Genomic DNA, 23,839 nt, shown 5'->3' on the forward strand with positions numbered 1-23,839 from the left:
CCCATGTTCGACCACCACGCCACACTCAAAAAACACTTCAGTGCCCTGCGCACCACCGCCGAATTCTTCTCGCTGCGCTACGTCCGCGAGTCCGGCCACTACCTGGCCGTGCGCAAGAACGTCGCCGAACCACCGCACCTGAACCACGACGAAGGCGCCATGCTCACCGTGCGTCTCAACGGTGTGGAGGCCTACGCGGCAACCAACGATATTTCCCTGCCCGGCCTGCAAGCCGCCCTTGAGCGTGCCGAACAGCAAGCCCGGTTGATCAAGCCCCACGCCCTGCTCGACCTGCGCGAACAGCATGTCTCCAGTGATGTGGCGGACTATTTGTCCCCTGAGCTCAACCAGCCCTTCCCGTCCTTGAGCGACTGCTACCAACTGCTGGGCGATGAGTCTGCCGCCGTGCCGAAGGACGAGCGCCTGGTGAGCTGGGAAGTCAGCCTCGGCCTGACCCACGTCGAGCAGATCTACCTCAACAACGCCGGCGCCGAACTGCGCCAGGCCCAGCGCTTCGTGTTCCCCGGCGTCAACGTGACCGCCTACGACGGCAACGATAGCCAGAGCCGTACCCTGGGTGGCAGCAACTTCGGCCAGCAAGGCGGCTTTGATGTGATCAGCCGCTTCGGCCTGGTCGGTGCCGCGCCACGCATTGCCGACGAAGCCCTGCAACTGCTGCTCGCGCCGAACACCCCCAACGGCCCGCGCGACCTGCTGCTGATGCCCGACCAAATGATCCTGCAGATCCACGAATCCATCGGCCACCCGCTGGAGCTGGACCGCATCCTGGGTGACGAGCGCAATTACGCCGGCACCAGTTTTGTGAAGGCCAGCGACTTCGGCCATCTGCACTATGGCTCCCAGTTGCTCAACGTAACGTTCGACCCGGACATCCCCGAGCAACTCGCCAGCTACAGCCATGACGATGACGGCACGCCCGCCAGCAAGCAGTTCCTGATCCGCGAAGGGCTGCTGCTCAAACCGCTGGGCGGTGCGCTGTCGCAGTTCCGTTCGGGTATGAGCGGCGTAGCCAACAGCCGGGCCAGCAGTTGGAACCGCGCGCCCATCGACCGCATGGCCAACCTGAACATTGAGGCGGGCGACAAGAGCCTGGCGCAACTGATCGGCGGTATCGAAAACGGGGTGCTGATGTCGACCAACCGTTCATGGTCCATCGACGATGCGCGCAACAAATTCCAGTTCGGCTGCGAATGGGGCCAATTGATCGAGAACGGCGAGCTGAAAGGCGTCGTTAAGAACCCTAACTACCGCGCCATTTCTGCCAACTTCTGGCGCAACCTCAGCGCGGTCGGTGACGCCAGCACCTTCAAGGTCTTGGGCACGCCGAACTGCGGCAAAGGCGAACCCAACCAGGTGATCCGCGTCGGCCATGCGTCGCCGGCCTGCGTATTCAGTGATGTCGACGTATTTGGGGGAGACGCCTGATGAACAACTTCAAGGCATTGGTGGAATGGCTCAAGCACGCCATCACCGATAACGAACAATTCCACCTCGGCTATGCGGATGAAGCGTCCGAGTTCGTGCGCTTCAACCACGCCAAGGTGCGCCAGGCCGGCCAGGTGCAACAGGCCAGCCTCAACCTGAAACTGATCAACGACGGCCGCCACGCTGACCTGGGCATCACCCTGGCTGGCGAGCCCGAGCTGGACCGCCAGCGTTTGGCCGACGGCCTGCAACAGTTGCGTGAAACCCTGCCGCTGCTGCCCCAGGATCCGTACCTGCTGCTGAACCACAATGCCTGGCAAAGCAGCAACGAACAAACCCGCCCGCTGCCGGAACTGGCCCAGGTACTGGAAGACATCAGCCAGGCCGCCCACGGCGTCGACCTGGTCGGTTTCTATGCGGCCGGCCCCATCAGCCGGGGCTTTGCCAGTTCGTCGGGCGCCTTCGGCTGGCACCAGGCCAATAGCTTCAACTTCGATTTCAGCCTGTTTCACGCCAATGGCGAAGCGGTGAAGGCCAGCTACGCCGGGCACACCTGGGACAGCGCCGAATTTGCCGCGCGCTTCCAGCAGGCCCGCGAACAGCTGGAGTTCCTCGGCCGGCCACTGCATACACTGGCGCCTGGGCAATACCGCGCCTACCTCGCCCCGGCGGCGATTGAAGAGATCATCAGCATCATCACTTGGGGTGGTTTTTCAGCCCAGGCCATCGCCAGCAAGGGCAGTTCGCTGCAAAAGCTGTACGCCGGCGAACAGTCCCTGAGCCCGCTGGTGACGCTGACGGAACAGATCAGCGGTTCCCTGAGCCAGGCTTTTTCCACCGAAGGTTACCCGCGCGGCGACGTCACCCTGATCAAGGCGGGAAGCGCCGAGGGCCAATTGATCAACTCGCGCAGCGCCGCCGAATATGGCTTAAGCACCAATGGCGCAAGCAGCGATGAATCACCCAGCGCGTTGCAGATGGCCGCCGGCAGCCTGGCCCAGGCCGATATCCTCAAGCAGTTGGGCACCGGGTTGTATATCAGCAACCTGTGGTACCTGAACTATTCGGACCTGCCGGCGGCCCGCCTGACCGGCATGACGCGCTTCGCCACCTTCTGGGTGGAAGACGGCGAGATCAAGGCACCGGTCAGCACCATGCGGTTTGATGACAGCGTGTACAGCCTGCTCGGCTCGCAGCTCGAAGCCCTGACCGCTGATCGGGAGTTGCTGCTTTCTGCCAGCACCTACAGCCAGCGCAACACCGCCTCCAATCTGCTGCCAGGAGCGTTGGTAAAACGCCTGACGCTTACTCTGTAAGCGTCTTACGCCTGTAGGCAGAGGCATTCCTACAGGCGTTTCTCCTCCACCGTAGGACACCTTCCTTTCCTCCAGAATCCTCGTTATAAGGGTTAATGGCATCCCGCCACCCCACCCACGAGAGCACGACCTTGCCCGGGAAGGGCAAGCTGGAGCGTTGACATGAACCATGGAAGTTTTGTCATTGAGAAGCTGTTCAAGCACTACAACGTTCATGTTGAGCAGCTAGGAAACGATTCTGGAAAGAAGACCGTCTTGATGGTCAATGGCGCGCTGTCCACCACGCGCTCCTTCGCCCGCACCAGTAAATGCCTGGCCGAGCATTTCAATGTGTTGCTGTTTGACTTGCCGTTCTCCGGCTATTCCCGCGAACACAACACTGACCTCGACCTGGTGACCAAGGACGACGAGGTGCAGATGCTGCGCGCCCTGGTCGAGCGCTTTCAGGTCAACCACCTGGTGTCGGCCTCCTGGGGCGGCATCTCGACGTTGCTGACCCTGGCGCACAACCCACCCTCCATCGAAAGCTCAGTGGTGATGGCCCTCGCGCCCAACCTCAACCAAGCCATGCTCGACTATGTGGAACGCGTACGTGTATTGATCGAGGCCGATGACAAGTCCGCCGTCGGCCACTTGCTCAATGAAACCGTGGGCCAATATTTGTCGCCCCGGCTCAAACGCAACAATCACCGTCACCTGTCGACCATGGCTACCACCGAATACCGCCAGGCGCGTTTTCATATCCACCAAGTGTTGGCCTTGGGCGATGGCAACTACCTGCCGGCACTCCGGCAGATTGAAACGCCAGTGCACTTCCTCAACGGTGCCCTCGACGAATACACCCCCGCCGCCGAGGCCCAGTTGTTCAAGCAGTACGTGGGGCGTAGCAGCTTTGCCGTCGCCGAACATACTGGCCACTTGCTCGACCTTGAATCCAACGAAGCCGCCGTGGCGGTGCACCGTGAACTGCTGGATTTCCTGGTGGGAAAACGCGCGACGAATGGCGCATAATCGCCAACACATAGCCTGCTAACCAAAAGGGTTTCCATGCCGAACCGCGTCCCGCTCGATGCCAAGACCGCCCGCTGGCTCCCCTGGGTGGTCGCGATTGCCTTCTTCATGCAGTCGCTCGACGGGACGATCCTCAACACGGCATTACCGGCGATGGCCCGGGACCTCGCGGAAAACCCGCTGCGTATGCAAGGGGTGGTGATCGCCTACATGCTCACCGTCGCCTTGCTGATCCCGGCGTCGGGCTGGATCGCCGACCGCTTCGGCACCAAGAAAATCTTCTTTGGCGCAATCATGCTGTTCAGCATTGGCTCGCTGCTGTGCGCCCTGTCCAGCAGCTTGACCATGCTGGTGGGCGCACGGGTGATCCAAGGCCTGGGCGGTGCATTGATGCTGCCCGTCGGACGACTGGTGGTGCTGCGCGCCTACCCGCGCTCCGAACTGGTGCGCATCATGGGTTTCATCACCATCCCCGGTTTGCTCGGCCCATTGCTTGGCCCGACCATGGGTGGCTGGATGGTGCAATACCTGACCTGGCACTGGATCTTCCTGATCAACCTGCCGGTGGGCATGATTGGCTGCTACGCCGTGTGGAAATTCATCCCCGACCTGCGCGGCAGCGAGCGCACGCGCTTCGATGGGATCGGCTTCCTGCTGTTTGGCGCCGCGATGGTGCTGATCACTATCGCCATGGAAGGCCTGGGCGAACTGCACTTGCCGCACTTGCGGGTGATGTTGCTGCTGTTCGGCGGGCTCGCGTGCCTGGCGGCGTATTGGTTGCGGGCCGGGCACATCGATAATCCACTATTTTCACCGGTGCTGTTCAAGACCCGCACCTTTGCCGTGGGCATCCTCGGCAACCTGTTCGCGCGGTTGGGCAGCGGCGCCCTGCCGTTCCTGGTGCCGTTGCTGTTACAGGTGGCGCTGGGGTACTCACCGTCAGAAGCCGGCATGAGCATGTTGCCCCTGGCGGCGGCGGCGATGTTTGCCAAGTCCGTGGCGCGCCCGCTGATCGAACGCCTGGGCTACCGCATCGTGCTGACGGGCAACACCCTGGCCCTGGGCATCATGCTGGCGAGCATGGGATTGGTCACGGAACACACGCCCTACCCGCTGCTGCTGGGAATGCTGGCGGTGTTGGGGGCGATCAACTCGCTGCAATTTACCGCGATGAACACCGTCACCCTGATCGACCTCGATGACGCCCAAGCCAGCAGCGGCAACAGTCTGCTGTCGGTGGTAGCGCAATTGTCGTTGAGCCTCGGGGTCGCGTGTGCCGGCGCGCTGCTCGGCGGGTTTACCGCCGAAACCGGCAACGACGGCGTCAGCACGGTACTTGGCGCATTCCAGCTGACCTTCCTCACGGTGGGCATCATGGCGATGCTGGCGGCGGCGATCTTCCTGCAACTGTCGCCAAAAGACGGCAAGCGTGCCGCCAGCCCCGAGCAGCATATCGAGCATTAACAGGCTTCTCGTCTAGAACTTGCGGGGAAATTCCCACGAGACTGGTACACTGCGCGACATTTTGTTTTGCAGAGCCAGTCCCGTGACTACCATCGCCACCGCTTTTAATACTTTGCCCCTGTCCGCCGCCATGCTGGCTAACCTCGACTCGCTGGGTTATGTCGAGATGACGCAGATCCAGGCGCAAAGCTTGCCGGTGATCCTCAAGGGGCTGGACCTGATTGCCCAGGCCAAGACCGGCAGCGGCAAGACCGCCGCCTTCGGCATCGGCCTGTTGAACCCGATCAACCCGCGTTACTTCGGCTGCCAGGCGCTGGTGATGTGCCCGACCCGTGAGCTGGCCGACCAGGTCGCCAAGGAAATCCGCCGCCTGGCCCGTGCCGAAGACAACATCAAGGTGCTGACCCTGTGCGGCGGCGTGTCCCTCGGCCCGCAGATCGCCTCCCTGGAACACGGCGCCCACGTCATCGTCGGCACGCCGGGCCGTATCCAGCAGCACCTGCGCAAAGGTTCGCTGGTCCTCGACGGCCTGAACACGCTGATCCTCGATGAAGCTGACCGCATGCTCGACATGGGCTTCTACGACGCCATCGAAGACATCATCAGCAAGACCCCGCCGCGCCGCCAGACCCTGCTGTTCTCGGCCACCTACCCGGTGAGCATCAAGCAGTTGGCCTCGAAGTTCATGCGTGCGCCGCAGCAAGTGAAGGCCGAAGCCTTCCACTCCGATGACCAGATCGAGCAGCGTTTCTTCGAGATCTCCCCGGAAGAGCGCATGGACGCAGTGACCAAGGTATTGGCGCACTTCCGCCCAGCGTCTTGCGTAGCGTTCTGCTTTACCAAGCAGCAAGTGCAGGAAACCGTGGATCACCTGACGGCCAAGGGCATTTCTGCCGTCGGCCTGCACGGCGACCTGGAACAGCGCGACCGCGACCAGGTGCTGGCCATGTTCGCCAACCGCAGCACCTCAGTGCTGGTTGCCACCGACGTGGCTGCCCGTGGTTTGGACATTGATTCGCTGGACATGGTGATCAACGTCGAACTGGCCCGCGACTCAGAAATCCACATCCACCGCGTCGGCCGTACCGGTCGTGCCGGTGAGACCGGCATTGCCATCAGCCTGGTGGCGCCGTCCGAAGCGCACCGCGCCCAGGCCATCGAGCAACTGCAGAAGTCGCCGCTGAACTGGGACCAACTGGACAACCTCAAGCCGCAAAGCGGTGGCCCGTTGCTGCCACAGATGAGCACCCTGTGTATCGCTGCCGGCCGCAAAGACAAGGTTCGCCCAGGCGATATCCTTGGTGCACTGACTGGCGAAGCCGGTATTCCGGGCGCCCAGGTCGGCAAGATCGCGATCTTTGACTTCCAGGCCTTCGTGGCCGTGGAACGCGGGATCGCCAAGCAGGCGTTGCAGCGTTTGAACGACGGCAAGATCAAAGGTCGTTCGTTGCGCGTTCGTATCTTGTAAGGGGACACCGTTTTGCGTTCTACCGAAGTAGTCATTATTGGCGCCGGCGCCGCAGGCTTGATGTGCGCACTGACCGCCGCCGGGCGTGGGCGCAAAGTGATGTTGATCGACCATGCGAACAAGGCCGGAAAGAAGATACTCATGTCCGGTGGTGGCCGCTGCAATTTCACCAATATGTACACCGAGCCTGCCAACTTCCTCTCGCACAATGCGCACTTCTGCAAATCCGCCCTGGCGCGTTATACCCAGTGGGATTTCATCGGGCTGGTGGCCAAGCACGGCGTGCCGTATCACGAGAAGAAGCTCGGTCAGCTGTTCTGCGATAACAAGTCCAGCGACATTCTCGGCATGCTCTTGGACGAGTGCATCCAGGTCGGCGTGAGCCTGCACCTGGACACCTCGATCCAGGAAATCGCCAAGCTCGACAGCGGCTACCAGTTGCAGACCACCTTGGGTGAACTGCGCTGCGAATCCCTGGTGATCGCCACCGGTGGCCTGTCGATTCCGACACTGGGCGCCACCGGTTTTGGTTATCAAGTGGCCAAGCAGTTCGGCCACGAACTGCTGCCGACCCGCGCAGGTCTTGTGCCGTTCACCATCACCGATCAGCTCAAAGACTTGTGCGGCGAGCTGTCTGGCACCTCGGTGGATTGCCTGGTGAGCTGCAACGGCCAGAGCTTTCGCGAGAACATCCTGTTCACTCATCGCGGCCTGAGTGGGCCGGCGATCCTGCAGATTTCTTCGTACTGGGAATCCGGCGACACGGTGGAAATCAACCTGCTGCCCGACCATGACGCCCACGAGTGGCTGCAAGCGCAACAGGCCGAACGCCCGAACAGCGAGCTGAAAACCCTGCTGGGCGAGATCTTCACCAAGAAGATGGCCAACCTGCTGGCGGACACCTGGTTTGCGTCCAAGCCGATGAAGCAGTACACCCATGCGGAAGTCGCCGACATCGCGCAGAAGCTCGGCAACTGGCAATTGGTGCCGGCAGGTACCGAAGGCTATCGCACGGCCGAAGTGACCCTGGGCGGTGTGGACACACGGGAAGTGTCGTCCAAGACCATGGAATCCCTGAAAAGCCCCGGCCTGTACTTTATCGGTGAAGTGCTGGATGTGACCGGTCACCTGGGTGGCTTCAACTTCCAGTGGGCCTGGGCTTCGGGTTACGCGGCGGCGCAGTACGCCTGATCGGCGCAGTGGAATAAATTTTGCTGTTGGATGTGATCGCCACGCTTGCCGTGGCGTCCTTGATAGCTCAATTTAGCGGCATCGTCCCGGAAGACTCCAGACTTCATGTCATCGACCTCGTTCAAGCAGTCCATGCGGCGCCTGTGGGCGCTGGATAAATTCAGTTACAGCATCCGGGTGTTCATCGCCCTCACCGGCAGCATGGCGCTGTGCTGGTATCAGGATGAAATGACGCTGCTGATCCCGTTGTTCCTGGGGATTATCGCCAGCGCCCTGGCCGAGACCGATGACAGTTGGCAAGGCCGTCTAAACGCCCTGGCGGTGACGCTGGTGTGTTTCAGCATCGCCGCGCTGTCGGTGGAGCTGCTGTTCCCTTATCCCTGGGTCTTCGCGATCTCCCTGGCCCTGGCCACCTTCTGCCTGACCATGCTTGGCGCCTTGGGCGAACGTTATGGGGCGATTGCCTCCGCGACGCTGATCCTGTCGGTGTACACCATGATCGGCGTGGACCAGCGCGGTGGTGCCGTCTCGGATTTCTGGCACGAGCCGCTGCTGCTGGTGGCCGGTGCCGCCTGGTACGGCGCGTTGTCGGTGCTGTGGCAGGCGTTGTTTTCCAACCAGCCGGTGCAGCAAAGCCTGGCGCGGTTGTTTCGCGAGCTGGGGCGCTACCTCAAGCTCAAGTCGTCATTGTTCGAACCGATTCGCCAGCTGGATGTGGAAGCGCGTCGCCTGGAACTGGCCCAGCAAAATGGGCGGGTGGTGGCCGCGCTGAATGCGGCGAAGGAAATCATCCTGCATCGCGTGGGCAATGGTCGCCCTGGCTCGAAAGTCAGCCGCTACCTCAAGCTGTACTTCCTCGCCCAAGACATCCATGAGCGCGCCAGCTCATCCCACTATCCCTACAACGCATTGGCCGAAGCCTTCTTCCACAGTGACGTGCTGTTTCGCTGCCAGCGCCTGCTGCGTCAACAGGGCAAGGCCTGCCAGACCCTGGCCGAGTCGATCCAGCTGCGCCAGCCGTTCATCTATGACGACAGCTTCGCCGAAGCCTTGGGCGATTTGAACGCCTCCCTGGAACACCTGCGCATCCAGAGCAACCCAGCCTGGCGCGGCCTGCTGCGCTCGTTGCGCGCGCTGGCAGCCAACCTGTCGACGCTGGACCGCCTGCTGGGCGACGCCAGCAACCCCGACAGCCTGGCCGACGCCACCGACAGCAACCTGCTGGACCGCGCCCCGCGCAACCTCAAGGAAATGTGGACGCGCCTGCGCACGCAGATGACGCCCACATCACTGTTGTTCCGTCACGCGTTGCGCCTGTCCCTGGCGCTGACCGTGGGCTACGGCATGTTGCATGCGATTCACGCCTCCCAAGGCTACTGGATCATCCTGACCACGCTGTTCGTGTGCCAGCCCAACTACGGCGCCACCCGGCGCAAGCTCGGCCAGCGGATCATCGGCACCGCTATCGGCCTTACCGTGGCCTGGGCCTTGTTCGACCTGTTCCCGAGCCCGCTGGTGCAGTCGATGTTCGCCATCGCCGCCGGCCTGGTGTTCTTTATCAACCGCACCACGCGCTACACCCTGGCCACCGCCGCCATCACGTTGATGGTGCTGTTCTGCTTCAACCAAGTGGGTGACGGCTACGGCCTGTTCCTGCCGCGTCTGTTCGATACCTTGCTCGGCAGCTTGATTGCGGGCCTGGCGGTGTTCCTGTTCCTGCCGGACTGGCAGGGCCGTCGCCTGAACAAAGTGCTGGCCAACACCCTGACCTGCAACAGCATCTATTTGCGCCAGATCATGCAGCAATACGCGGCTGGCAAAAGCGACGACCTCGCCTACCGTCTGGCGCGGCGCAACGCGCACAACGCCGATGCGGCGCTGTCGACGACCCTGGCGAACATGCTGATGGAGCCTGGGCACTTCCGTAAGGAGGCTGACGTGGGCTTCCGCTTCCTGGTGTTGTCCCACACCTTGCTCAGTTACTTGTCAGGCCTCGGCGCGCACCGCGAAACCCAGTTGCCGGCCGAGGTGCGTGAACATCTGATCGATGGCGCGGGGAATACGTTGGCAGCGAGTATTGATGAAATCGCCACGGGGTTGGCCAACAAGCAGCCGATTGCGATTCAGAGCGATGCCGAGGAGGCGTTGGCAGCCGACCTGGAACAGATGCCGGATGAGATTGATGAAGGGCAGCGATTGGTGCAGACACAGTTGGCGTTGATTTGTCGGCAGTTGGGGCCGTTGCGCACGTTGGCGGCGCATCTGATCAAAGACACCAGCGCGGCCTGACCTGTGGTGAGCGGGCTTGCCACAACAAGCCCACTACATACCATGCGCCTTCATCAACCGCGCATAACTGCCATCCGCCTTCATCTTGGCAATCTCCCGGTCAAAGCTGGCGACGATCTGTTCATGCTCGGGGTTCTTCAAGCTCACCAAGATATGCAGGCTGTTTTCGCTCAACGGCTTGGGTAAAAACTCCACCGCATTGCGCACCCGCGCCGACTCGCGGGACAAGTAATAACGCGCCACATATTCATCCTCCACGGTCAGGCGCACCCGTTGCGCCGCAAGCATGCGCACGGCCATGGCGAAGTTATGCACCGGCACTTTCTGCAACTGCGCATCGCCATCGAACGCCGCCGAATAGGCATACCCGCGCACCACGGCGATGGGGTAGTCGTGCAGTTGCTCAAGGTTCTGGAATGCAATGGGATCGTCACGCCGTTTGATGAAACGCACGCGGTTGAGCAGGTATTCGCCGGAAAACTGCCCCAGCTGCGTGCGCGCATCGTCGTACCAGGCGTTCACCAACACGTCATAACGCCCGTCGCCCACCCCCATTAACGCCCTGGCCCAGGGCACCTGTTCGAAATCACTGGCATAACCCGCGCGTGCCAGGGCGGTGCTGACGATATCGGTGGCCAGCCCGCCATTGATCAAGGTGGCATCGGTAAAGGGTGGCCAGGCATCCGCTACCAGGCGCAGACGCTGTGCGAAGGCCGGCTGGGCCAGCAACAACACTCCAATCAAAGCAACGGCACGAGAGAATCGCGGCATGCTCAAAGTCCTTGGCAGGCAGGCGTTATCCTGAGCTCAGGTGGGGCCTGAGGTTCTAACAGTAGCTCAGATTACACAAAGAAACCGGCGCCGAACGCACTCAATGATGGCAAATTGATTTCACTCACAAAAATAGTCGATTTAGACACAATCGGCTGCCGCGCTTACTATCCGCAGCAGACATCTATAAGAGAACACGCCATGACCGTTGAATGGGTTTGCAAGCACCACGATGACCTGGGCAAGGAGCAGCTCTACGCCATCCTGCGCCTGCGCAACGAGGTCTTCGTTGTCGAGCAGAAATGCGTTTACCAGGACCTCGACGGGCAGGATCTGTCGGGCGACACCCACCATTTGATGGCCTGGCAGGATGACCAGTTGGTGGCCTACCTGCGCCTGCTGGACCCAGAAACCCAAGGTGGTGACGTGGTAATCGGCCGCGTCATCGTGGCGCCGGTGGCGCGTGGCACCGGGCTGGGGCATCGGATGATGGAAGAAACACTCAAGCGGATTGAGGATATCTGGCCACAAACGCCGATTTTCCTGTCAGCCCAGGCGCATTTGCAGGGCTACTACGGGCGTTATGGGTTTGTCGTCGCCGGTGAGGAATACCTGGAAGATGATATTCCGCACATTGGCATGAGAAAGGACTAGGGGTAACCCAGCACCTGCTTGATCTGCCCGAGGTTCGCCTCGATCCAGCGCCGATCGATCGCCCCCCAGCTGCGAATCCGATAGTGCCCGGCATGGTTGCGGGCACCGTCTTCCTGCTCGAATTCACACACAATGTCCAAGTCGGCCAACGCCGCAATCGTGTCCTGCGCCGTGCGCCGGGGCATGCCGGTGGCGTCGGTCAATGCTGGGACGCTGCTGGCCTGGCCGCTGTCGATCAGGTAGGCCACGTACAGGCGGCGATAAAAGCTGCTCTTGGTCTTGCTCACATCCATGGTCGGTCGCCTTGTGCGGTCAGGGTTTGCCCTGCAGGTCGCGGTACGTGAGGTAGACGCGCAGGTCGAATTCCACCTGATGGTAGCCCGGCATCATGTACTCACAGAGTTTGTAGAACGCTTTGTTGTGGTCCGATTCCTTGAAGTGCGCCAGTTCGTGGACCACGATCATTCGCAAAAACTCCGGCGCAGCCTCCTTGAACAGCGCAGCAATGCGGATCTCTTTCTTCGACTTGAGGTTGCCGCCCTGCACCCGCGAAATCGTGGTGTGCAGGCCGAGGGCGCGGTGGGTCAAGTCCAGGCGGTTATCGAACAACACCTTGTCGATGGCCGGCGCATTGCGCAAGTGCTCCTGCTTCAAGGCCAGGGCGTAGGCGTACAGGGCCTTGTCGCTCTGCACGGCGTGGCGTTCGGGGTAACGTTGTTCCAGGTAAGCACCCAACTGGTCCTTGGCGATCAGCTGGCGCACTTGTTCCTGGAGGGCGGCGGGATAGGCCTGGAGGTATTTCAGCGCGGTCATGGGGTCTGCAACAGGTTCGGATAGCCGCCAGTGTAACGAATTCAGCCCAGGCGAGCGCGGCACCAGTCGGTCACTTCCTCGGCCATCAACGGTTGCGCCGCCAACGGGCCTTGGATAAACGGGCAACCATTGGCCTTGAGCCATTGGGCTTGCTCCTGGGTTTCGACGCCCTCCGCCACCACCACAACCTCAAAATGCCCGCACAGTTCGATGATGCTACGCGCCATCACCGCGTCCCGCGCGGAACCCGGCAGGCGCGCGACCAATTGCGGGTCGAGCTTGAGCGTATCGAACGCCAGGTCGCGCAGATGCGCCAGGGAGCAATTGCCCAAGCCAAAGTCATCCAGCGCAGTGCGCACGCCGATCTGGCGCAACAACTTGAGCTGCTTGGTCGACTCTTCGAGGTTACTCATCAGGCAGTCTTCACTGATTTCCACCTCCAACTGCCGCCCCTGCAACCCATGTCGCTCCAGTACCTGCTGCAGTTGGCTGGCCAGGTTGGGCATATTGAACTGGTTGCTGCTCAGGCTCACGCTCAGCACCAGTTCATCATCAAAGGTGGCTTGCCACGCCTGGCGCTGCGCGGCGACCTGTTGGTAAATCCAGGTGCTGAGCTGGCTGATCAACCGCGCCTCCTCCAGCAACGGCAGAAACAGCCCCGGCGGCACATCGCCAACACTCGGATGCTGCCAGCGCAACAGCGCTTCGACACCGCGCAGGCGCCCATCGTCCAGAGAAACTTGAGGCTGATAGACCAGGGTGAAATCCTTGTTCTGGATCGCCGTGCGCACACTGTCTTCCAGCATCAGCCGAGAGCGGGCGCGGCCGTTCATTTCCTGGTCGTAATAGCGATATTGCTGACGGCCCGCACGCTTGGCTTCGTACATGGCAATGTCGGCGGCGCGTAGCAGGCCATTCAAGTCCGAACCACAATCCGGGAACGTGGCGATGCCGATGCTGACGCCGAGCATCACATCCAGGCCCTCTATCTGCTGGCAGATCGATACGCGTTCGATCAGTTTTTCTGCAATCTTCGCCGCCTGCTCGGGATACTCCAGCTCCAGCAGCGCAGTAAATTCGTCGCCGCCCATGCGTCCGAGGATGTCGCCGGCCTGCAGGCAACCCTGCAATTGTTCCGACACCCAGCGCAGTACCCGGTCGCCAGCGTCATGCCCCAGGGAATCGTTGACCCGCTTGAAGCCATCCAGGTCCAGGTACAGCAACACCAGCGACTGCTCAGTGCGTTCACTGCGCAGCAAGGTGTTCTCAACTGCCTGGTAGAAACCGCGCCGGTTGAGCAGCCCGGTCAAGGGGTCCGTAACGGCCTGGAATTCCAGTTGCTGGTGCAGGTGACGCACCTCGGACATGTCCAGCACCGTCACCACCATCGCCTTCTGCTCCGCAGGCAACGGCGCGCACGACAACGCCACCGGCACCTGCTGACCACGGCTGGTACGCAGGATCGCATCATGCAGGCGCCAGGTCTCGCCCTGGCGGTAAGCGGCATACATCGACGAGTCCAGCCATGTCGGCACATGGGGTTTTTGCAGGAAACCCAGGAATTCCTCGCCTTGCAGCTCGTCCAGGGTGGCATTGAGCAAACGCGAGATCGCCGGGTTGGCGTACTCGATCACGCCGCCTTGGCCCACCACCAGAATGCCTTCGGCGGCATTGTCCAGCACCGACGCATTGAACGCGCGGGCGGACTCCAGGTCATGACTCAGGCGCTGCAAGGCCCGGCGATTGCGCTGGTGCTCCAGCAATGCCTGGACCTTGGGCTTGAGAATATGCGGGTCGAAGGGTTTGAACAGGTAATCGATGGCGCCGCTGGCGTAGCCTTCCAGCACGGCGGCGGGGGATTGAGCGTTGGCACTGAGGAAGATGATCGGCGTCATACGCGTGCGCTGGCTGCCGCGCATCAGGCGGGCCACTTCGAAGCCGTCCATGCCGGGCATTTTCACGTCCAGCAGCACCAGGTCGACGTCATGCTGCAGCAACAATTCCAGGGCTTCCAGGCCAGACGCCGCCGTGATGACCTGCCAGTCTTCACGCTGCAGGAGCGCACGCATGCTGAGCAAATTCTCCGGGTAGTCATCAACCACCAGAAGAACCGAACTGCAATCGCCGTGATGTGGAGCGCATTCCATGCTACGTCTCTTCCTTGGGAGCCATTCCGGTCAATTCTGACAGAAAACCCGGACAAACTCTGAGGCCTCACTCTAGCCCCGGTTCCGAAAAATCAGAAGTAATGGCGGTGCCATCATTGCGCCAATTTTCAGGAAGCCGACTAACGGTCTGTGCCTGGGGCCCCCGGATCATGGGGAACATGGCTTTTTGACACTTACTTGACGCCAATAATTTGCCAGCAAACGTTTAACAAGACGGTTAACACCACCTATAAAGAACCTGTCTGGCCCAAGGGCCATAGCCTACACCTCTCTGTAAAAAGGCCTACGCCATGATCGACCTGTCCACTTGGAACCTCAGCATCCCTGTCGGCTCCCCGCCCGCGACCATCGAAACTCCCAGGCTGATGAGCGGCTTCAACGACCAATACTTCCAGGCCGAAGGCAGCAACGTGCAATTCTGGACCCCCGTGACCGGCACCCGCACCGAAAACGCCGTGTACCCGCGCAGCGAACTGCGTGAAACCTATGCCGATGGGCGCCTGCGTAACTGGACCTACCCGGATGCGGACAACTTCCTGCGCGCCACGTTAGAGGTCAACCAGGTGCCGTCCAGCGGCAAGATCGTGATTGGGCAGATTCATGCCTATGACAGCCAGAAACCACTGATCAAACTGGAGTATCAATTCAAGGAAAAAACCCAGACCGGGAATATCGTCGCCAAGGTGCGCATGCGCCCGGATGACGGTGAAGGGCGAGTGATCATCGTGGCCTCGAATGTGCCGCTGGAAAAGAGCTTCACCTACGTGATCAACCTCAACAAAGCCGGGCTGCTCAGTGTGTATGCGGCGGACGGGGAGTGGAATGAGCGCATTGGTGCGGCGTGGGGGGCGAAGCCTCTGTATTTCAAGGCGGGGGCGTATGTGCAGGACAACAGTGGGGATAGCAAGGAAGGGGCGCGGGTGACGTTTGCGAAGTTGGATATTGATCACGACTGAGCATCGCTCACTATCGTGTAGGCCTTATCCGAACGAGCCAGAGATCAATCACCTTTTTGAACACGCCAATGATCCCTGTGGGAGCCGGGCTTGCCCGCGATGACGGTGTATCAGGCAACAGATTCTGTGACTGGCCCAACGCCATCGCGGGCAAGCCCGGCTCCCACAGGGGTACGGCGTCCTACAGGGCCGTTGCGGTGAGCCAGGGCCACGCTTATAGTTCGCCCCGTCGCCGACATTGAACGGCGATAGGGTTTCGCAGCCCTTCAGAGTTAAAACCACAACCGTTAAAGCAGCCCCGGTATTCTTGCCGACGGCCGTCTTTGTTATGGCGGTTGTGCGTGGGAGACCTTCGGGTCTGCCGGGTCTTAACTCCTCGGTCTGCGAACCCGCGCACAGCTGCCACCCTATTTGTTTCGCAGCAAACGGTGGCCATTCTTCTCATGAGTTAAGGATTTGCCATGAAGAACCAACTACCGCCCCGCCGTTACTACCCCTGCACCGAAAACGCTACCAACAACCCTGTCCTTTTGATCGACAGCAACGCCCCATTGCTGGACCTCCACGCCTGCCTGCGCGAACGCCTCAACGCCGCCCTCGAACACCTCAACCTGATGGCCTGCACCAGCCTGCCGGACTTTGCCGAGCGCGACCTGAACAATGTGACGAACACGGCACGCATTCTGGTGCAGGACGTCAGTGATGTGTTCCGCGTGATCGAACACCTTGGTTTTGATACGCCCAACGTCGCCTGATCAAATTCCAGGCAAAAAGAAGCCCGCATCACTGCGGGCTTCTTTTTAAACGACTAAGGCTTAGTTCACCTTGGCGTTCAACTCACCTTTCAAATACCGCTGGTACATCGCTTCCAACGAGATCGGTTTGATCTTCGAAGCATTACCCGCAGTGCCGAAGGCCTCGTAGCGAGCAATACACACATCACGCATTGCCGTCACCGTCGCGCCGAAGAACTTACGCGGGTCAAACTCGCTTGGGTTGGTGGCCATCAGGCGACGCATCGCACCGGTGGATGCCAGGCGCAGGTCGGTGTCGATGTTGACCTTGCGCACGCCGTACTTGATGCCTTCGACGATTTCTTCAACCGGTACGCCGTAGGTTTCTTTGATGTCGCCGCCGTACTGGTTGATGATCGCCAGCCACTCTTGCGGCACCGAGGAAGAACCGTGCATCACCAGGTGGGTGTTGGGGATGCGTTTGTGGATTTCCTTGATGCGGTCGATGGCCAGCACGTCGCCGGTTGGCGGCTTGGTGAACTTGTAGGCGCCGTGGCTGGTGCCGATGGCGATGGCCAGGGCGTCGACTTGGGTCTTCTTGACGAAGTCGGCGGCTTCTTCCGGGTCGGTCAGCATCTGGCTGTGGTCCAGCACGCCTTCGGCGCCGATGCCGTCTTCTTCACCGGCCATGCCGGTTTCCAGGGAACCCAGGCAGCCCAGCTCGCCTTCAACCGACACGCCGCAGGCGTGGGCCATGGCGACGGTTTGTTGGGTGACGCGTACGTTGTACTCGTAGTCGGTCGGGGTCTTGCCGTCTTCGCCGAGGGAGCCGTCCATCATCACCGAGCTGAAGCCCAGTTGGATGGAGCGCTGGCACACGTCAGGGCTGGTGCCGTGGTCCTGGTGCATGCACACCGGGATGTGCGGGAATTCTTCGATTGCGGCGAGGATCAGGTGACGCAGGAACGGGGCACCGGCGTATTTGCGCGCACCGGCCGAAGCCTGGACGATCACAGGGGAGTCGGTCTTGTCAGCGGCTTCCATGATGGCGCGCATCTGCTCAAGGTTGTTGACGTTAAAGGCTGGGACGCCGTAGCCGAACTCGGCTGCGTGGTCCAGCATTTGACGCATGCTGATAAGTGCCATTGTGTTGTCTCTCCCGGTCGAGGGTCGTTAATCGTGCAAGCCTGCCGTAGCGGCGGCTGCTATTCAAGTTATTGCAGGTCAGGGTTTGTAGGCCTGGCCTGCTGAATCGTTATTGCTGTCAGGCTTACTGCGCTTTGCAGCCGCGCCCGATCAAATCATCGGTAGCGACCCAGTAAACCAGGCCTTCCTCACCTTTTGTGTGAAACGCCAATTGGTCGTTGGCATACAACACGCCCGAGGCGGCCACGTCCTGTTTAAGGCGGTAGACCTGATCGGAACCGCCGAGGCGCAACTCCACCTCAGATTTAGCCGCATTGGCAAAGCGCCAGTTGACCTCAGCCTTGCTGTCGCAGGTCCAGGTGGTCCACTTGTCGGCAGTTTCTGCCTTGTTGCTGAACATGTTCATGCTGCTGCAGCCGGCCAACAGGGCCAGGGCTGCCAGGGCGAAAACGCCTTTCATTGCCAATCCTCGTGAGGCGACCGATGGCCGCCAGTTGATCAGACCCGTCAAGGGCAACCCTGTTCCTGACCGTTGGGCGCGGCGTCGTATTTCTCTAGCCGTTCGTTGCCGATGCGCTTGTTGATCACCGGCATGGTCTCGGCTTGCCAGTCCGCCTGGTAGCAGCTCTTTTTTTGCTGCGCTGCAGGCTTGCCAGCGTCCGGCTCAGCGTTTGGCGTGCTGCCGCAGCCGGCCAACAGGCCCGCTGCGATCACCATAGCCAACGACTTGATCATGGGAACACTCCTTTTCCGGATCACGAGCCTCAGCCTTTGGCTCGGGTTTCCAACACTTCCACGGCGGGCAGTACTTTGCCTTCGACGAATTCCAGGAACGCGCCGCCACCGGTAGAAATGTAGGAGATTTGGTCAGCAACGCCATATTTATCGATGGCCGCCAGGGTGTCGCCACCGCCCGCGATGGAGAACGCCGAGCTTTCAGCGATGGCCTTGGCCAGCACTTTGGTGCCGTTGCCGAACTGGTCGAATTCGAACACACCTACCGGACCGTTCCACAGGATGGTCTGGGAGGCTTTCAGCAGTTCGGCGAAGTTGGCCGCGGTTTGCGGGCCGATATCCAGGATCATGTCGTCGGCGGCCACATCAGCGATCAGCTTGACGGTAGCTTCGGCGCTTTCGGCAAATTCCTTGGCGACCACCACGTCGACCGGCAATGGCACGCTGACTTTGGCGGCGATGGCACGGGCAGTGTCGAGCAGGTCCGGTTCGTACAGGGACTTGCCCACCGGGTGGCCGGCGGCGGCCAGGAAGGTGTTGGCGATGCCGCCGCCAACGATCAGTTGGTTGCAGATCTGGCTCAGGCTGTTGAGTACATCCAGCTTGGTGGACACTTTGGAGCCAGCCACGATGGCAGCCATTGGCTGGGCCGGAGCGCCCAACGCCTTGCCCAGTGCGTCCAGTTCAGCGGCCAGCAATGGGCCGGCAGCGGCAACCTTGGCGAACTTGGCCACGCCGTGGGTCGAGCCTTCGGCGCGGTGAGCGGTGCCGAACGCGTCCATCACGAACACGTCACACAGCGCCGCATATTGCTGGGCCAGTTCGTCGCTGTTCTTTTTCTCGCCCTTGTTGAAGCGCACGTTTTCGAACAGCACGATGTCGCCGGCTTTAACGTCAACGCCACCCAGGTAGTCAGCCACCAGCGGCACGTCACGGCCCAGGGCTTTGCTGAGGTAATCGGCAACAGGCTTGAGGCTGTTTTCGGCGGAGAACTCACCTTCGGTCGGGCGACCCAGGTGGGAGCAGACCATCACGGCCGCACCTTTTTCCAGGGCCAGCTTGATGGTCGGCAGCGAGGCCAGGATTCGCGCATCGCTGGTGACAACACCGTCCTTGACTGGGACGTTGAGGTCTTCGCGGATCAGTACGCGCTTACCTTGCAGATCGAGGTCGGTCATCTTCAACACGGTCATGGGTCGCAGTTCCTGAATTACTGTTGAGGTTGTTTAGAGGCGATGTGCAGATAATGTTCCGCAACATCCAGCATGCGGTTGGCAAAACCCCATTCGTTATCGAACCAGGCCAGGATATTGACCAGCCTTGGGCCGGAAACGCGGGTCTGGCTGGCATCGACAATCGCCGAATGCGGGTCATGGTTGAAATCGCAACTGGCGTGGGGCAACTCGGTGTAGGCCAGCAAGCCTTTGAGCGGGCCGCTGGTGGCGGCGTCGCGCAGGATCCGGTTGACCTCCGCCGCATCGGTGTCGCTGACGGTCTGCATGGTGATGTCCAAACAGGACACGTTCACCGTCGGCACCCGTACGGCTTTGGCCTGGATTCGCCCGGCAAGTTCCGGCAGCAATCGCTCGATGCCGCGCGCCAGGCCGGTGGACACCGGAATCACTGACTGGAACGCCGAACGCGTACGGCGCAGGTCTTCATGATGATAGGCGTCGATGACCGGCTGGTCGTTCATCGCCGAGTGAATCGTGGTGATCGACACGTAGTCCAGGCCAATCGCCTGATCCAGCAAGCGCAACAGCGGCACGCTGCAGTTGGTGGTGCAGGAAGCGTTGGACACCAGCAGCTCATCGCCGGTCAGGCAATCCTGGTTGATGCCGTAGACGATGGTGGCGTCGACATCCGCCTCGCTGGCCATCGGCTGGGAAAACAGCACACGCGGTGCGCCGGCGTCGAGAAAACGCTGGCCGTCGGCACGGGTGTGATAGACACCGGAACATTCCAGCACCAGGTCGACGCCCAGTGCTTTCCAGTCGATGCCTTCGGGAGTGGCACTGCGCAGGACCTGCACACAGTTGCCATTAATATGCAGACAGTCGTCCTCAACTCGCACTACGCCGGGGAAGCGGCCGTGGGTGGAGTCGAAGCGTGTCAGGTATTCGATGCTGGCCATGTCAGCCAGATCATTGATCGCAACAATTTCAAACCCGGCCGCCGCCCCTCGCTCGAACAGAGCACGCAAGACGCAACGACCAATGCGGCCGTAGCCGTTGAGTGCAACTTTGTAGGGACGCGGTTGAGGCATGGGGTTCTCGATTACCTTGGGTAACGGGGTGGCTGTCAGACCGCTTTCGCGAGCAAGCCCGCTCCCACATTTAGACCGCGATCTAATGTGGGAGCGGGCTTGCTCGCGAAGGCGTCAGTACAACCACCCCAATTTACAGCCTTAGTCTTCCAGCAGCTCTTCAGCCTGACCCAGGATGTTTTCCAGGGTGAAACCGAACTCTTCGAACAACGCTGGCGCCGGCGCCGACTCACCGTAGGTGGTCATGCCGATCACGCGGCCTTCCAGGCCCACGTACTTGTACCAGTAGTCGGCATGCGCCGCTTCGATGGCGATACGCGCGCTGACCTGCAACGGCAGCACCGACTGCTTGTAACCGGCGTCCTGGGCTTCGAACACGCTGGTGCACGGCATGGACACTACGCGTACGTTGCGGCCTTGGGCAGTCAGCTTGTCGTACGCCTGAACGGTCAGGCCCACTTCGGAACCGGTGGAGATCAGGATCAGCTCCGGCTCGCCGATGCAGTCCTTGAGCACGTAGCCGCCACGGCTGATGTCGGCGATCTGCGCGTCGGTACGCACTTGGTGCTGCAAGTTCTGACGCGAGAAGATCAGCGCCGAAGGGCCGTCCTTACGCTCGATGGCGTGTTTCCAGGCCACGGCGGATTCCACCGCATCGGCAGGGCGCCAGCAATCCAGGTTCGGCGTGGTACGCAGGCTGGTCAGTTGCTCGACAGGCTGGTGCGTCGGGCCGTCTTCACCGAGGCCGATGGAGTCGTGGGTGTACACATGGATCACGCGTTTCTTCATCAGCGCGGCCATGCGTACAGCGTTGCGGGCGTATTCCATGAACATCAGGAAGGTCGCGCCGTAAGGCACCAGGCCACCGTGCAGGGACACGCCGTTCATGATGGCGCTCATGCCGAACTCACGGACGCCGTAGTACATGTAGTTGCCGCTGGCGTCTTCAGCCGACACGCCTTTGCAGCCTTTCCACAGGGTCAGGTTGGAACCGGCCAGGTCAGCCGAACCACCGAGGATCTCAGGCAGCAAAGGGCCAAAGGCGTTCAGGGTGTTCTGGCTGGCTTTACGGCTGGCGATGGTTTCGCCCTTGGCCGCGACTTCGGCGATGTAGGCCGAGGCCTTTTCCGAGAAGTCAGCAGGCAGGTCACCGGCGAGGCGGCGTACCAACTCGTTGGCCAACTCAGGGAATTCGGCGGAGTAGGCCGCGAAACGCTGGTCCCACTCGGCTTCGGTGGCGAGGCCTTTTTCCTTGGCATCCCATTCAGCGGCGATATCAGCCGGGATTTCGAACGGGCCGTAGTTCCACTTCAAGGCTTCACGGGTCAGGGCGATTTCCGCGTCACCCAGTGGGGCGCCGTGGCAGTCTTCTTTGCCCTGCTTGTTCGGCGAACCGAAACCGATGGTGGTCTTGCAGCAGATCAGGGTCGGCTGCGCGCTCTTGCGGGCGGTGTCGATAGCGGTCTTGATCTCTTCCGGATCGTGGCCGTCGACGTTGCGGATCACCTGCCAGTTGTAGGCTTCGAAACGCTTCGGGGTGTCATCGGTGAACCAGCCTTCGACTTCGCCGTCGATGGAGATGCCGTTGTCATCGTAGAAAGCGATCAGCTTGCCCAGGCCCAGGGTGCCGGCCAGGGAAGCGACTTCGTGGGAAATGCCTTCCATCATGCAGCCATCACCCAGGAACACATAGGTGTGGTGATCGACGATGTTGTGGCCAGGGCGGTTGAACTGCGCGCCCAGGACTTTTTCAGCCAGCGCGAAGCCAACGGCGTTGGCCAGGCCTTGGCCCAGGGGGCCGGTGGTGGTCTCGACGCCTGGGGTGTAGCCGAATTCCGGGTGGCCCGGGGTGCGGCTGTGCAGTTGACGGAAACTTTTCAGGTCATCGATGGTGACGTCGTAGCCGGTCAGGTGCAGCAGCGAGTAGATCAGCATCGAACCGTGGCCGTTGGACAGCACGAAGCGGTCACGGTCGGCAAACGACGGGTTGCTCGGGTTGTGTTTCAGGTAGTCACGCCAAAGCACCTCGGCGATATCCGCCATGCCCATCGGGGCACCGGGATGGCCGCTGTTGGCTTTTTGCACGGCATCCATGCTGAGGGCACGAATGGCGTTGGCACGCTCACGACGGCTGGGCATCGCTGATCTCCTGGGGTTTGCTGAAAAGAAACGGAAAAAAGGACCGGCATTTTCCCTCAGCCACCGCCTGCGGGCAATGACAGATAGTCACTTGAGGACGTTTTTCCTGTGCTTTGGGCATCAATCCCTTGCAGAAACCTTTAACCGATTCGTCTAAAGGTTATAGCGGCGGCTTATAACCGCCACTTATCGATCAATATCAAAACTTTTTGATATTGCTCTTGCGATGCATTCCCCCCGTCACTAGACTGCTGGCCTTATGAATCTACCCATGCCCTCACTGCGCCCCGACGACGGCGATGAACTGGCAGCCTTGTGCAAGGCCGCTGGCGATCCGTTGCGTTTGAACGTGTTGCGCGCACTGGCCAACGATTCCTTCGGCGTACTGGAACTGGCGCAGATCTTCGCCATCGGCCAGTCCGGCATGAGCCACCACTTGAAAGTGCTGGCCCAGGCCGACCTGGTGGCGACCCGCCGTGAAGGCAACGCAATTTTCTACCGCCGCGCCCTGCCCCATACCGAATTGCTGGGCGGCAAACTGCACGCAGCCCTGCTTGAAGAAGTGGATAACCTGAGCCTGCCGGGCGACGTACAGTCGCGCATCGGTCAGGTGCATGGGCAACGCGCCGCCGCCAGCCAGGATTTTTTCGCACGGGTTGCCGAGAAGTTTCGCGCCCAACAAGACCTGATTGCCGGCCTTGCCCAGTACCGCGACAGTGTATTGGCGCTGCTCGACAAGCTGAGCTTCAGTGAAGAGGCCACAGCACTGGAAGTCGGCCCTGGCGACGGCGGTTTCCTGCCGGAACTGGCGCGGCGCTTCCAGCAAGTCACCGCGCTGGACAACAGCCCGGCGATGCTCGAACTGGCCCGCCAGCTGTGTGAGCGCGAGTCGCTGGGCAATGTCAGCCTGCAGTTGGCGGACGCGCTGAACAACACAACGTTAAAGGCCGACTGCGTGGTGCTGAACATGGTCTTGCACCATTTCGCCGCCCCCGCCGACGCCCTCAAGCAAATGGCCGGGCTGCTGCACCCCGGCGGTAGCCTGTTGGTTACGGATTTATGCAGCCACAACCAGAATTGGGCCAGGGAGGCCTGCGGTGATCTCTGGTTGGGTTTTGAACAGGATGATCTGGCCCGTTGGGCCACCGCTGCGGGACTCGTTCCCGGGGAAAGCCTCTATGTAGGTTTACGTAATGGTTTCCAGATCCAGGTCCGCCATTTTCAGCGGCCGGCTGGCGACACTCACCATCGGTAAATATCAGGAAAACATCG

21 protein-coding genes are annotated in these 23,839 nt (G+C 61.0%); 11 read left to right on the top strand and 10 right to left on the bottom strand.

Annotated elements, in window-relative coordinates:
* Positions 1 to 3: 3 nt before the first annotated feature.
* The 7 genes from ACP7EW_RS15970 to yccS all read left to right on the top strand — a co-directional run bounded on the left by ACP7EW_RS15970 (position 4) and on the right by yccS (position 10,185).
* The gene (locus tag ACP7EW_RS15970) at positions 4 to 1,446 is read left to right on the top strand and encodes a TldD/PmbA family protein (protein ID WP_314530258.1); all 1,443 of its coding nucleotides are present in this window, start codon (positions 4 to 6) and stop codon (positions 1,444 to 1,446) included.
* Positions 1,446 to 2,762 (top strand): TldD/PmbA family protein, encoded by a 1,317-nt coding sequence (locus tag ACP7EW_RS15975; protein WP_426218280.1) that lies wholly within the window; start codon positions 1,446 to 1,448, stop codon positions 2,760 to 2,762. The genes ACP7EW_RS15970 and ACP7EW_RS15975 overlap by 1 nt, the downstream gene beginning before the upstream one ends.
* Positions 2,763 to 2,924: 162 nt before the next feature.
* Positions 2,925 to 3,773, top strand: a complete 849-nt coding sequence (locus ACP7EW_RS15980) for an alpha/beta fold hydrolase (protein WP_426218282.1) — start codon at positions 2,925 to 2,927, stop codon at positions 3,771 to 3,773.
* A 36-nt stretch (positions 3,774 to 3,809) separates the two neighbouring features.
* The gene (gene mdtD, locus ACP7EW_RS15985; RefSeq protein WP_016977771.1) at positions 3,810 to 5,237 is read left to right on the top strand and encodes a multidrug transporter subunit MdtD; all 1,428 of its coding nucleotides are present in this window, start codon (positions 3,810 to 3,812) and stop codon (positions 5,235 to 5,237) included.
* Positions 5,238 to 5,367: 130 nt separating this feature from the next.
* Complete coding sequence (dbpA, locus tag ACP7EW_RS15990) at positions 5,368 to 6,705, top strand: ATP-dependent RNA helicase DbpA (protein ID WP_235165500.1); 1,338 nt, start codon at positions 5,368 to 5,370, stop codon at positions 6,703 to 6,705.
* Positions 6,706 to 6,717: 12 nt separating this feature from the next.
* On the top strand, positions 6,718 to 7,896 hold the full coding sequence (locus ACP7EW_RS15995) for an NAD(P)/FAD-dependent oxidoreductase (RefSeq protein ID WP_426127353.1): 1,179 nt from the start codon (positions 6,718 to 6,720) through the stop codon (positions 7,894 to 7,896).
* A gap of 105 nt (positions 7,897 to 8,001) precedes the next feature.
* Entirely contained in the window at positions 8,002 to 10,185 is a 2,184-nt protein-coding gene (gene yccS / locus ACP7EW_RS16000) for a YccS family putative transporter (RefSeq protein ID WP_033898017.1), read from the top strand.
* Positions 10,186 to 10,218: 33 nt separating this feature from the next.
* Here the strand turns inward: yccS and ACP7EW_RS16005 are convergent, their stop codons facing one another.
* A complete protein-coding gene (locus ACP7EW_RS16005; RefSeq protein ID WP_061434437.1) occupies positions 10,219 to 10,956 on the bottom strand; it encodes a substrate-binding periplasmic protein in 738 nt (245 codons plus the stop codon).
* 201 nt (positions 10,957 to 11,157) lie between these two features.
* On the opposite strand from ACP7EW_RS16005, the gene ACP7EW_RS16010 reads away from it, so the two are divergent.
* The gene (locus ACP7EW_RS16010; RefSeq protein ID WP_033898014.1) at positions 11,158 to 11,610 is read left to right on the top strand and encodes a GNAT family N-acetyltransferase; all 453 of its coding nucleotides are present in this window, start codon (positions 11,158 to 11,160) and stop codon (positions 11,608 to 11,610) included.
* Here the strand turns inward: ACP7EW_RS16010 and ACP7EW_RS16015 are convergent.
* Genes ACP7EW_RS16015 through ACP7EW_RS16025 form a run of 3 tightly spaced genes read right to left on the bottom strand, consistent with a single transcriptional unit; the run spans position 11,607 to position 14,570 of the window.
* Positions 11,607 to 11,903, bottom strand: a complete 297-nt coding sequence (locus tag ACP7EW_RS16015; RefSeq protein WP_033898013.1) for a winged helix-turn-helix domain-containing protein — start codon at positions 11,901 to 11,903, stop codon at positions 11,607 to 11,609. The two genes, ACP7EW_RS16010 and ACP7EW_RS16015, sit on opposite strands and share 4 nt — an antisense overlap.
* Positions 11,904 to 11,922: 19 nt before the next feature.
* Positions 11,923 to 12,423, bottom strand: a complete 501-nt coding sequence (locus tag ACP7EW_RS16020) for a M48 metallopeptidase family protein (RefSeq protein ID WP_010207148.1) — start codon at positions 12,421 to 12,423, stop codon at positions 11,923 to 11,925.
* Between the two features lie 41 nt (positions 12,424 to 12,464).
* Positions 12,465 to 14,570, bottom strand: coding sequence for a putative bifunctional diguanylate cyclase/phosphodiesterase (locus tag ACP7EW_RS16025; RefSeq protein ID WP_426218285.1), 2,106 nt, complete (start codon positions 14,568 to 14,570; stop codon positions 12,465 to 12,467).
* A gap of 311 nt (positions 14,571 to 14,881) precedes the next feature.
* Between ACP7EW_RS16025 and ACP7EW_RS16030 the strand changes: the two genes are divergently transcribed.
* The gene (locus tag ACP7EW_RS16030; RefSeq protein ID WP_426218288.1) at positions 14,882 to 15,547 is read left to right on the top strand and encodes a polysaccharide lyase family 7 protein; all 666 of its coding nucleotides are present in this window, start codon (positions 14,882 to 14,884) and stop codon (positions 15,545 to 15,547) included.
* A gap of 461 nt (positions 15,548 to 16,008) precedes the next feature.
* The gene (locus tag ACP7EW_RS16035) at positions 16,009 to 16,302 is read left to right on the top strand and encodes a fructose-bisphosphate aldolase (RefSeq protein WP_426218290.1); all 294 of its coding nucleotides are present in this window, start codon (positions 16,009 to 16,011) and stop codon (positions 16,300 to 16,302) included.
* A gap of 60 nt (positions 16,303 to 16,362) precedes the next feature.
* On the opposite strand, the gene fba is transcribed toward ACP7EW_RS16035, so the two are convergent.
* The 6 genes from fba to tkt all read right to left on the bottom strand — a co-directional run bounded on the left by fba (position 16,363) and on the right by tkt (position 22,567).
* On the bottom strand, positions 16,363 to 17,427 hold the full coding sequence (fba, locus tag ACP7EW_RS16040) for a class II fructose-bisphosphate aldolase (RefSeq protein ID WP_003177554.1): 1,065 nt from the start codon (positions 17,425 to 17,427) through the stop codon (positions 16,363 to 16,365).
* A 124-nt stretch (positions 17,428 to 17,551) separates the two neighbouring features.
* Positions 17,552 to 17,887 carry an MliC family protein gene (locus tag ACP7EW_RS16045; RefSeq protein WP_426218292.1) on the bottom strand — a complete coding sequence of 112 codons (336 nt, stop codon included), beginning with the start codon at positions 17,885 to 17,887 and terminating at the stop codon, positions 17,552 to 17,554.
* Positions 17,888 to 17,934: 47 nt separating this feature from the next.
* Positions 17,935 to 18,162, bottom strand: a complete 228-nt coding sequence (locus tag ACP7EW_RS16050) for a hypothetical protein (RefSeq protein WP_016977755.1) — start codon at positions 18,160 to 18,162, stop codon at positions 17,935 to 17,937.
* Between the two features lie 29 nt (positions 18,163 to 18,191).
* Positions 18,192 to 19,355: a phosphoglycerate kinase gene (locus ACP7EW_RS16055; protein WP_025857657.1), complete on the bottom strand. Its 1,164-nt coding sequence runs from the start codon at positions 19,353 to 19,355 to the stop codon at positions 18,192 to 18,194.
* 17 nt (positions 19,356 to 19,372) lie between these two features.
* A complete protein-coding gene (gene epd / locus ACP7EW_RS16060) occupies positions 19,373 to 20,428 on the bottom strand; it encodes an erythrose-4-phosphate dehydrogenase (protein WP_426218294.1) in 1,056 nt (351 codons plus the stop codon).
* Between the two features lie 141 nt (positions 20,429 to 20,569).
* On the bottom strand, positions 20,570 to 22,567 hold the full coding sequence (gene tkt / locus ACP7EW_RS16065) for a transketolase (RefSeq protein ID WP_426218296.1): 1,998 nt from the start codon (positions 22,565 to 22,567) through the stop codon (positions 20,570 to 20,572).
* Between the two features lie 259 nt (positions 22,568 to 22,826).
* Between tkt and ACP7EW_RS16070 the strand changes: the two genes are divergently transcribed.
* Entirely contained in the window at positions 22,827 to 23,822 is a 996-nt protein-coding gene (locus tag ACP7EW_RS16070; RefSeq protein ID WP_426127339.1) for an ArsR/SmtB family transcription factor, read from the top strand.
* Positions 23,823 to 23,839: the final 17 nt, after the last annotated feature.

This window comes from Pseudomonas sp. DWRC2-2 (genome assembly GCF_049897885.1).
Classification (GTDB): Bacteria; Pseudomonadota; Gammaproteobacteria; order Pseudomonadales; family Pseudomonadaceae; genus Aquipseudomonas; species Aquipseudomonas azotoformans_A.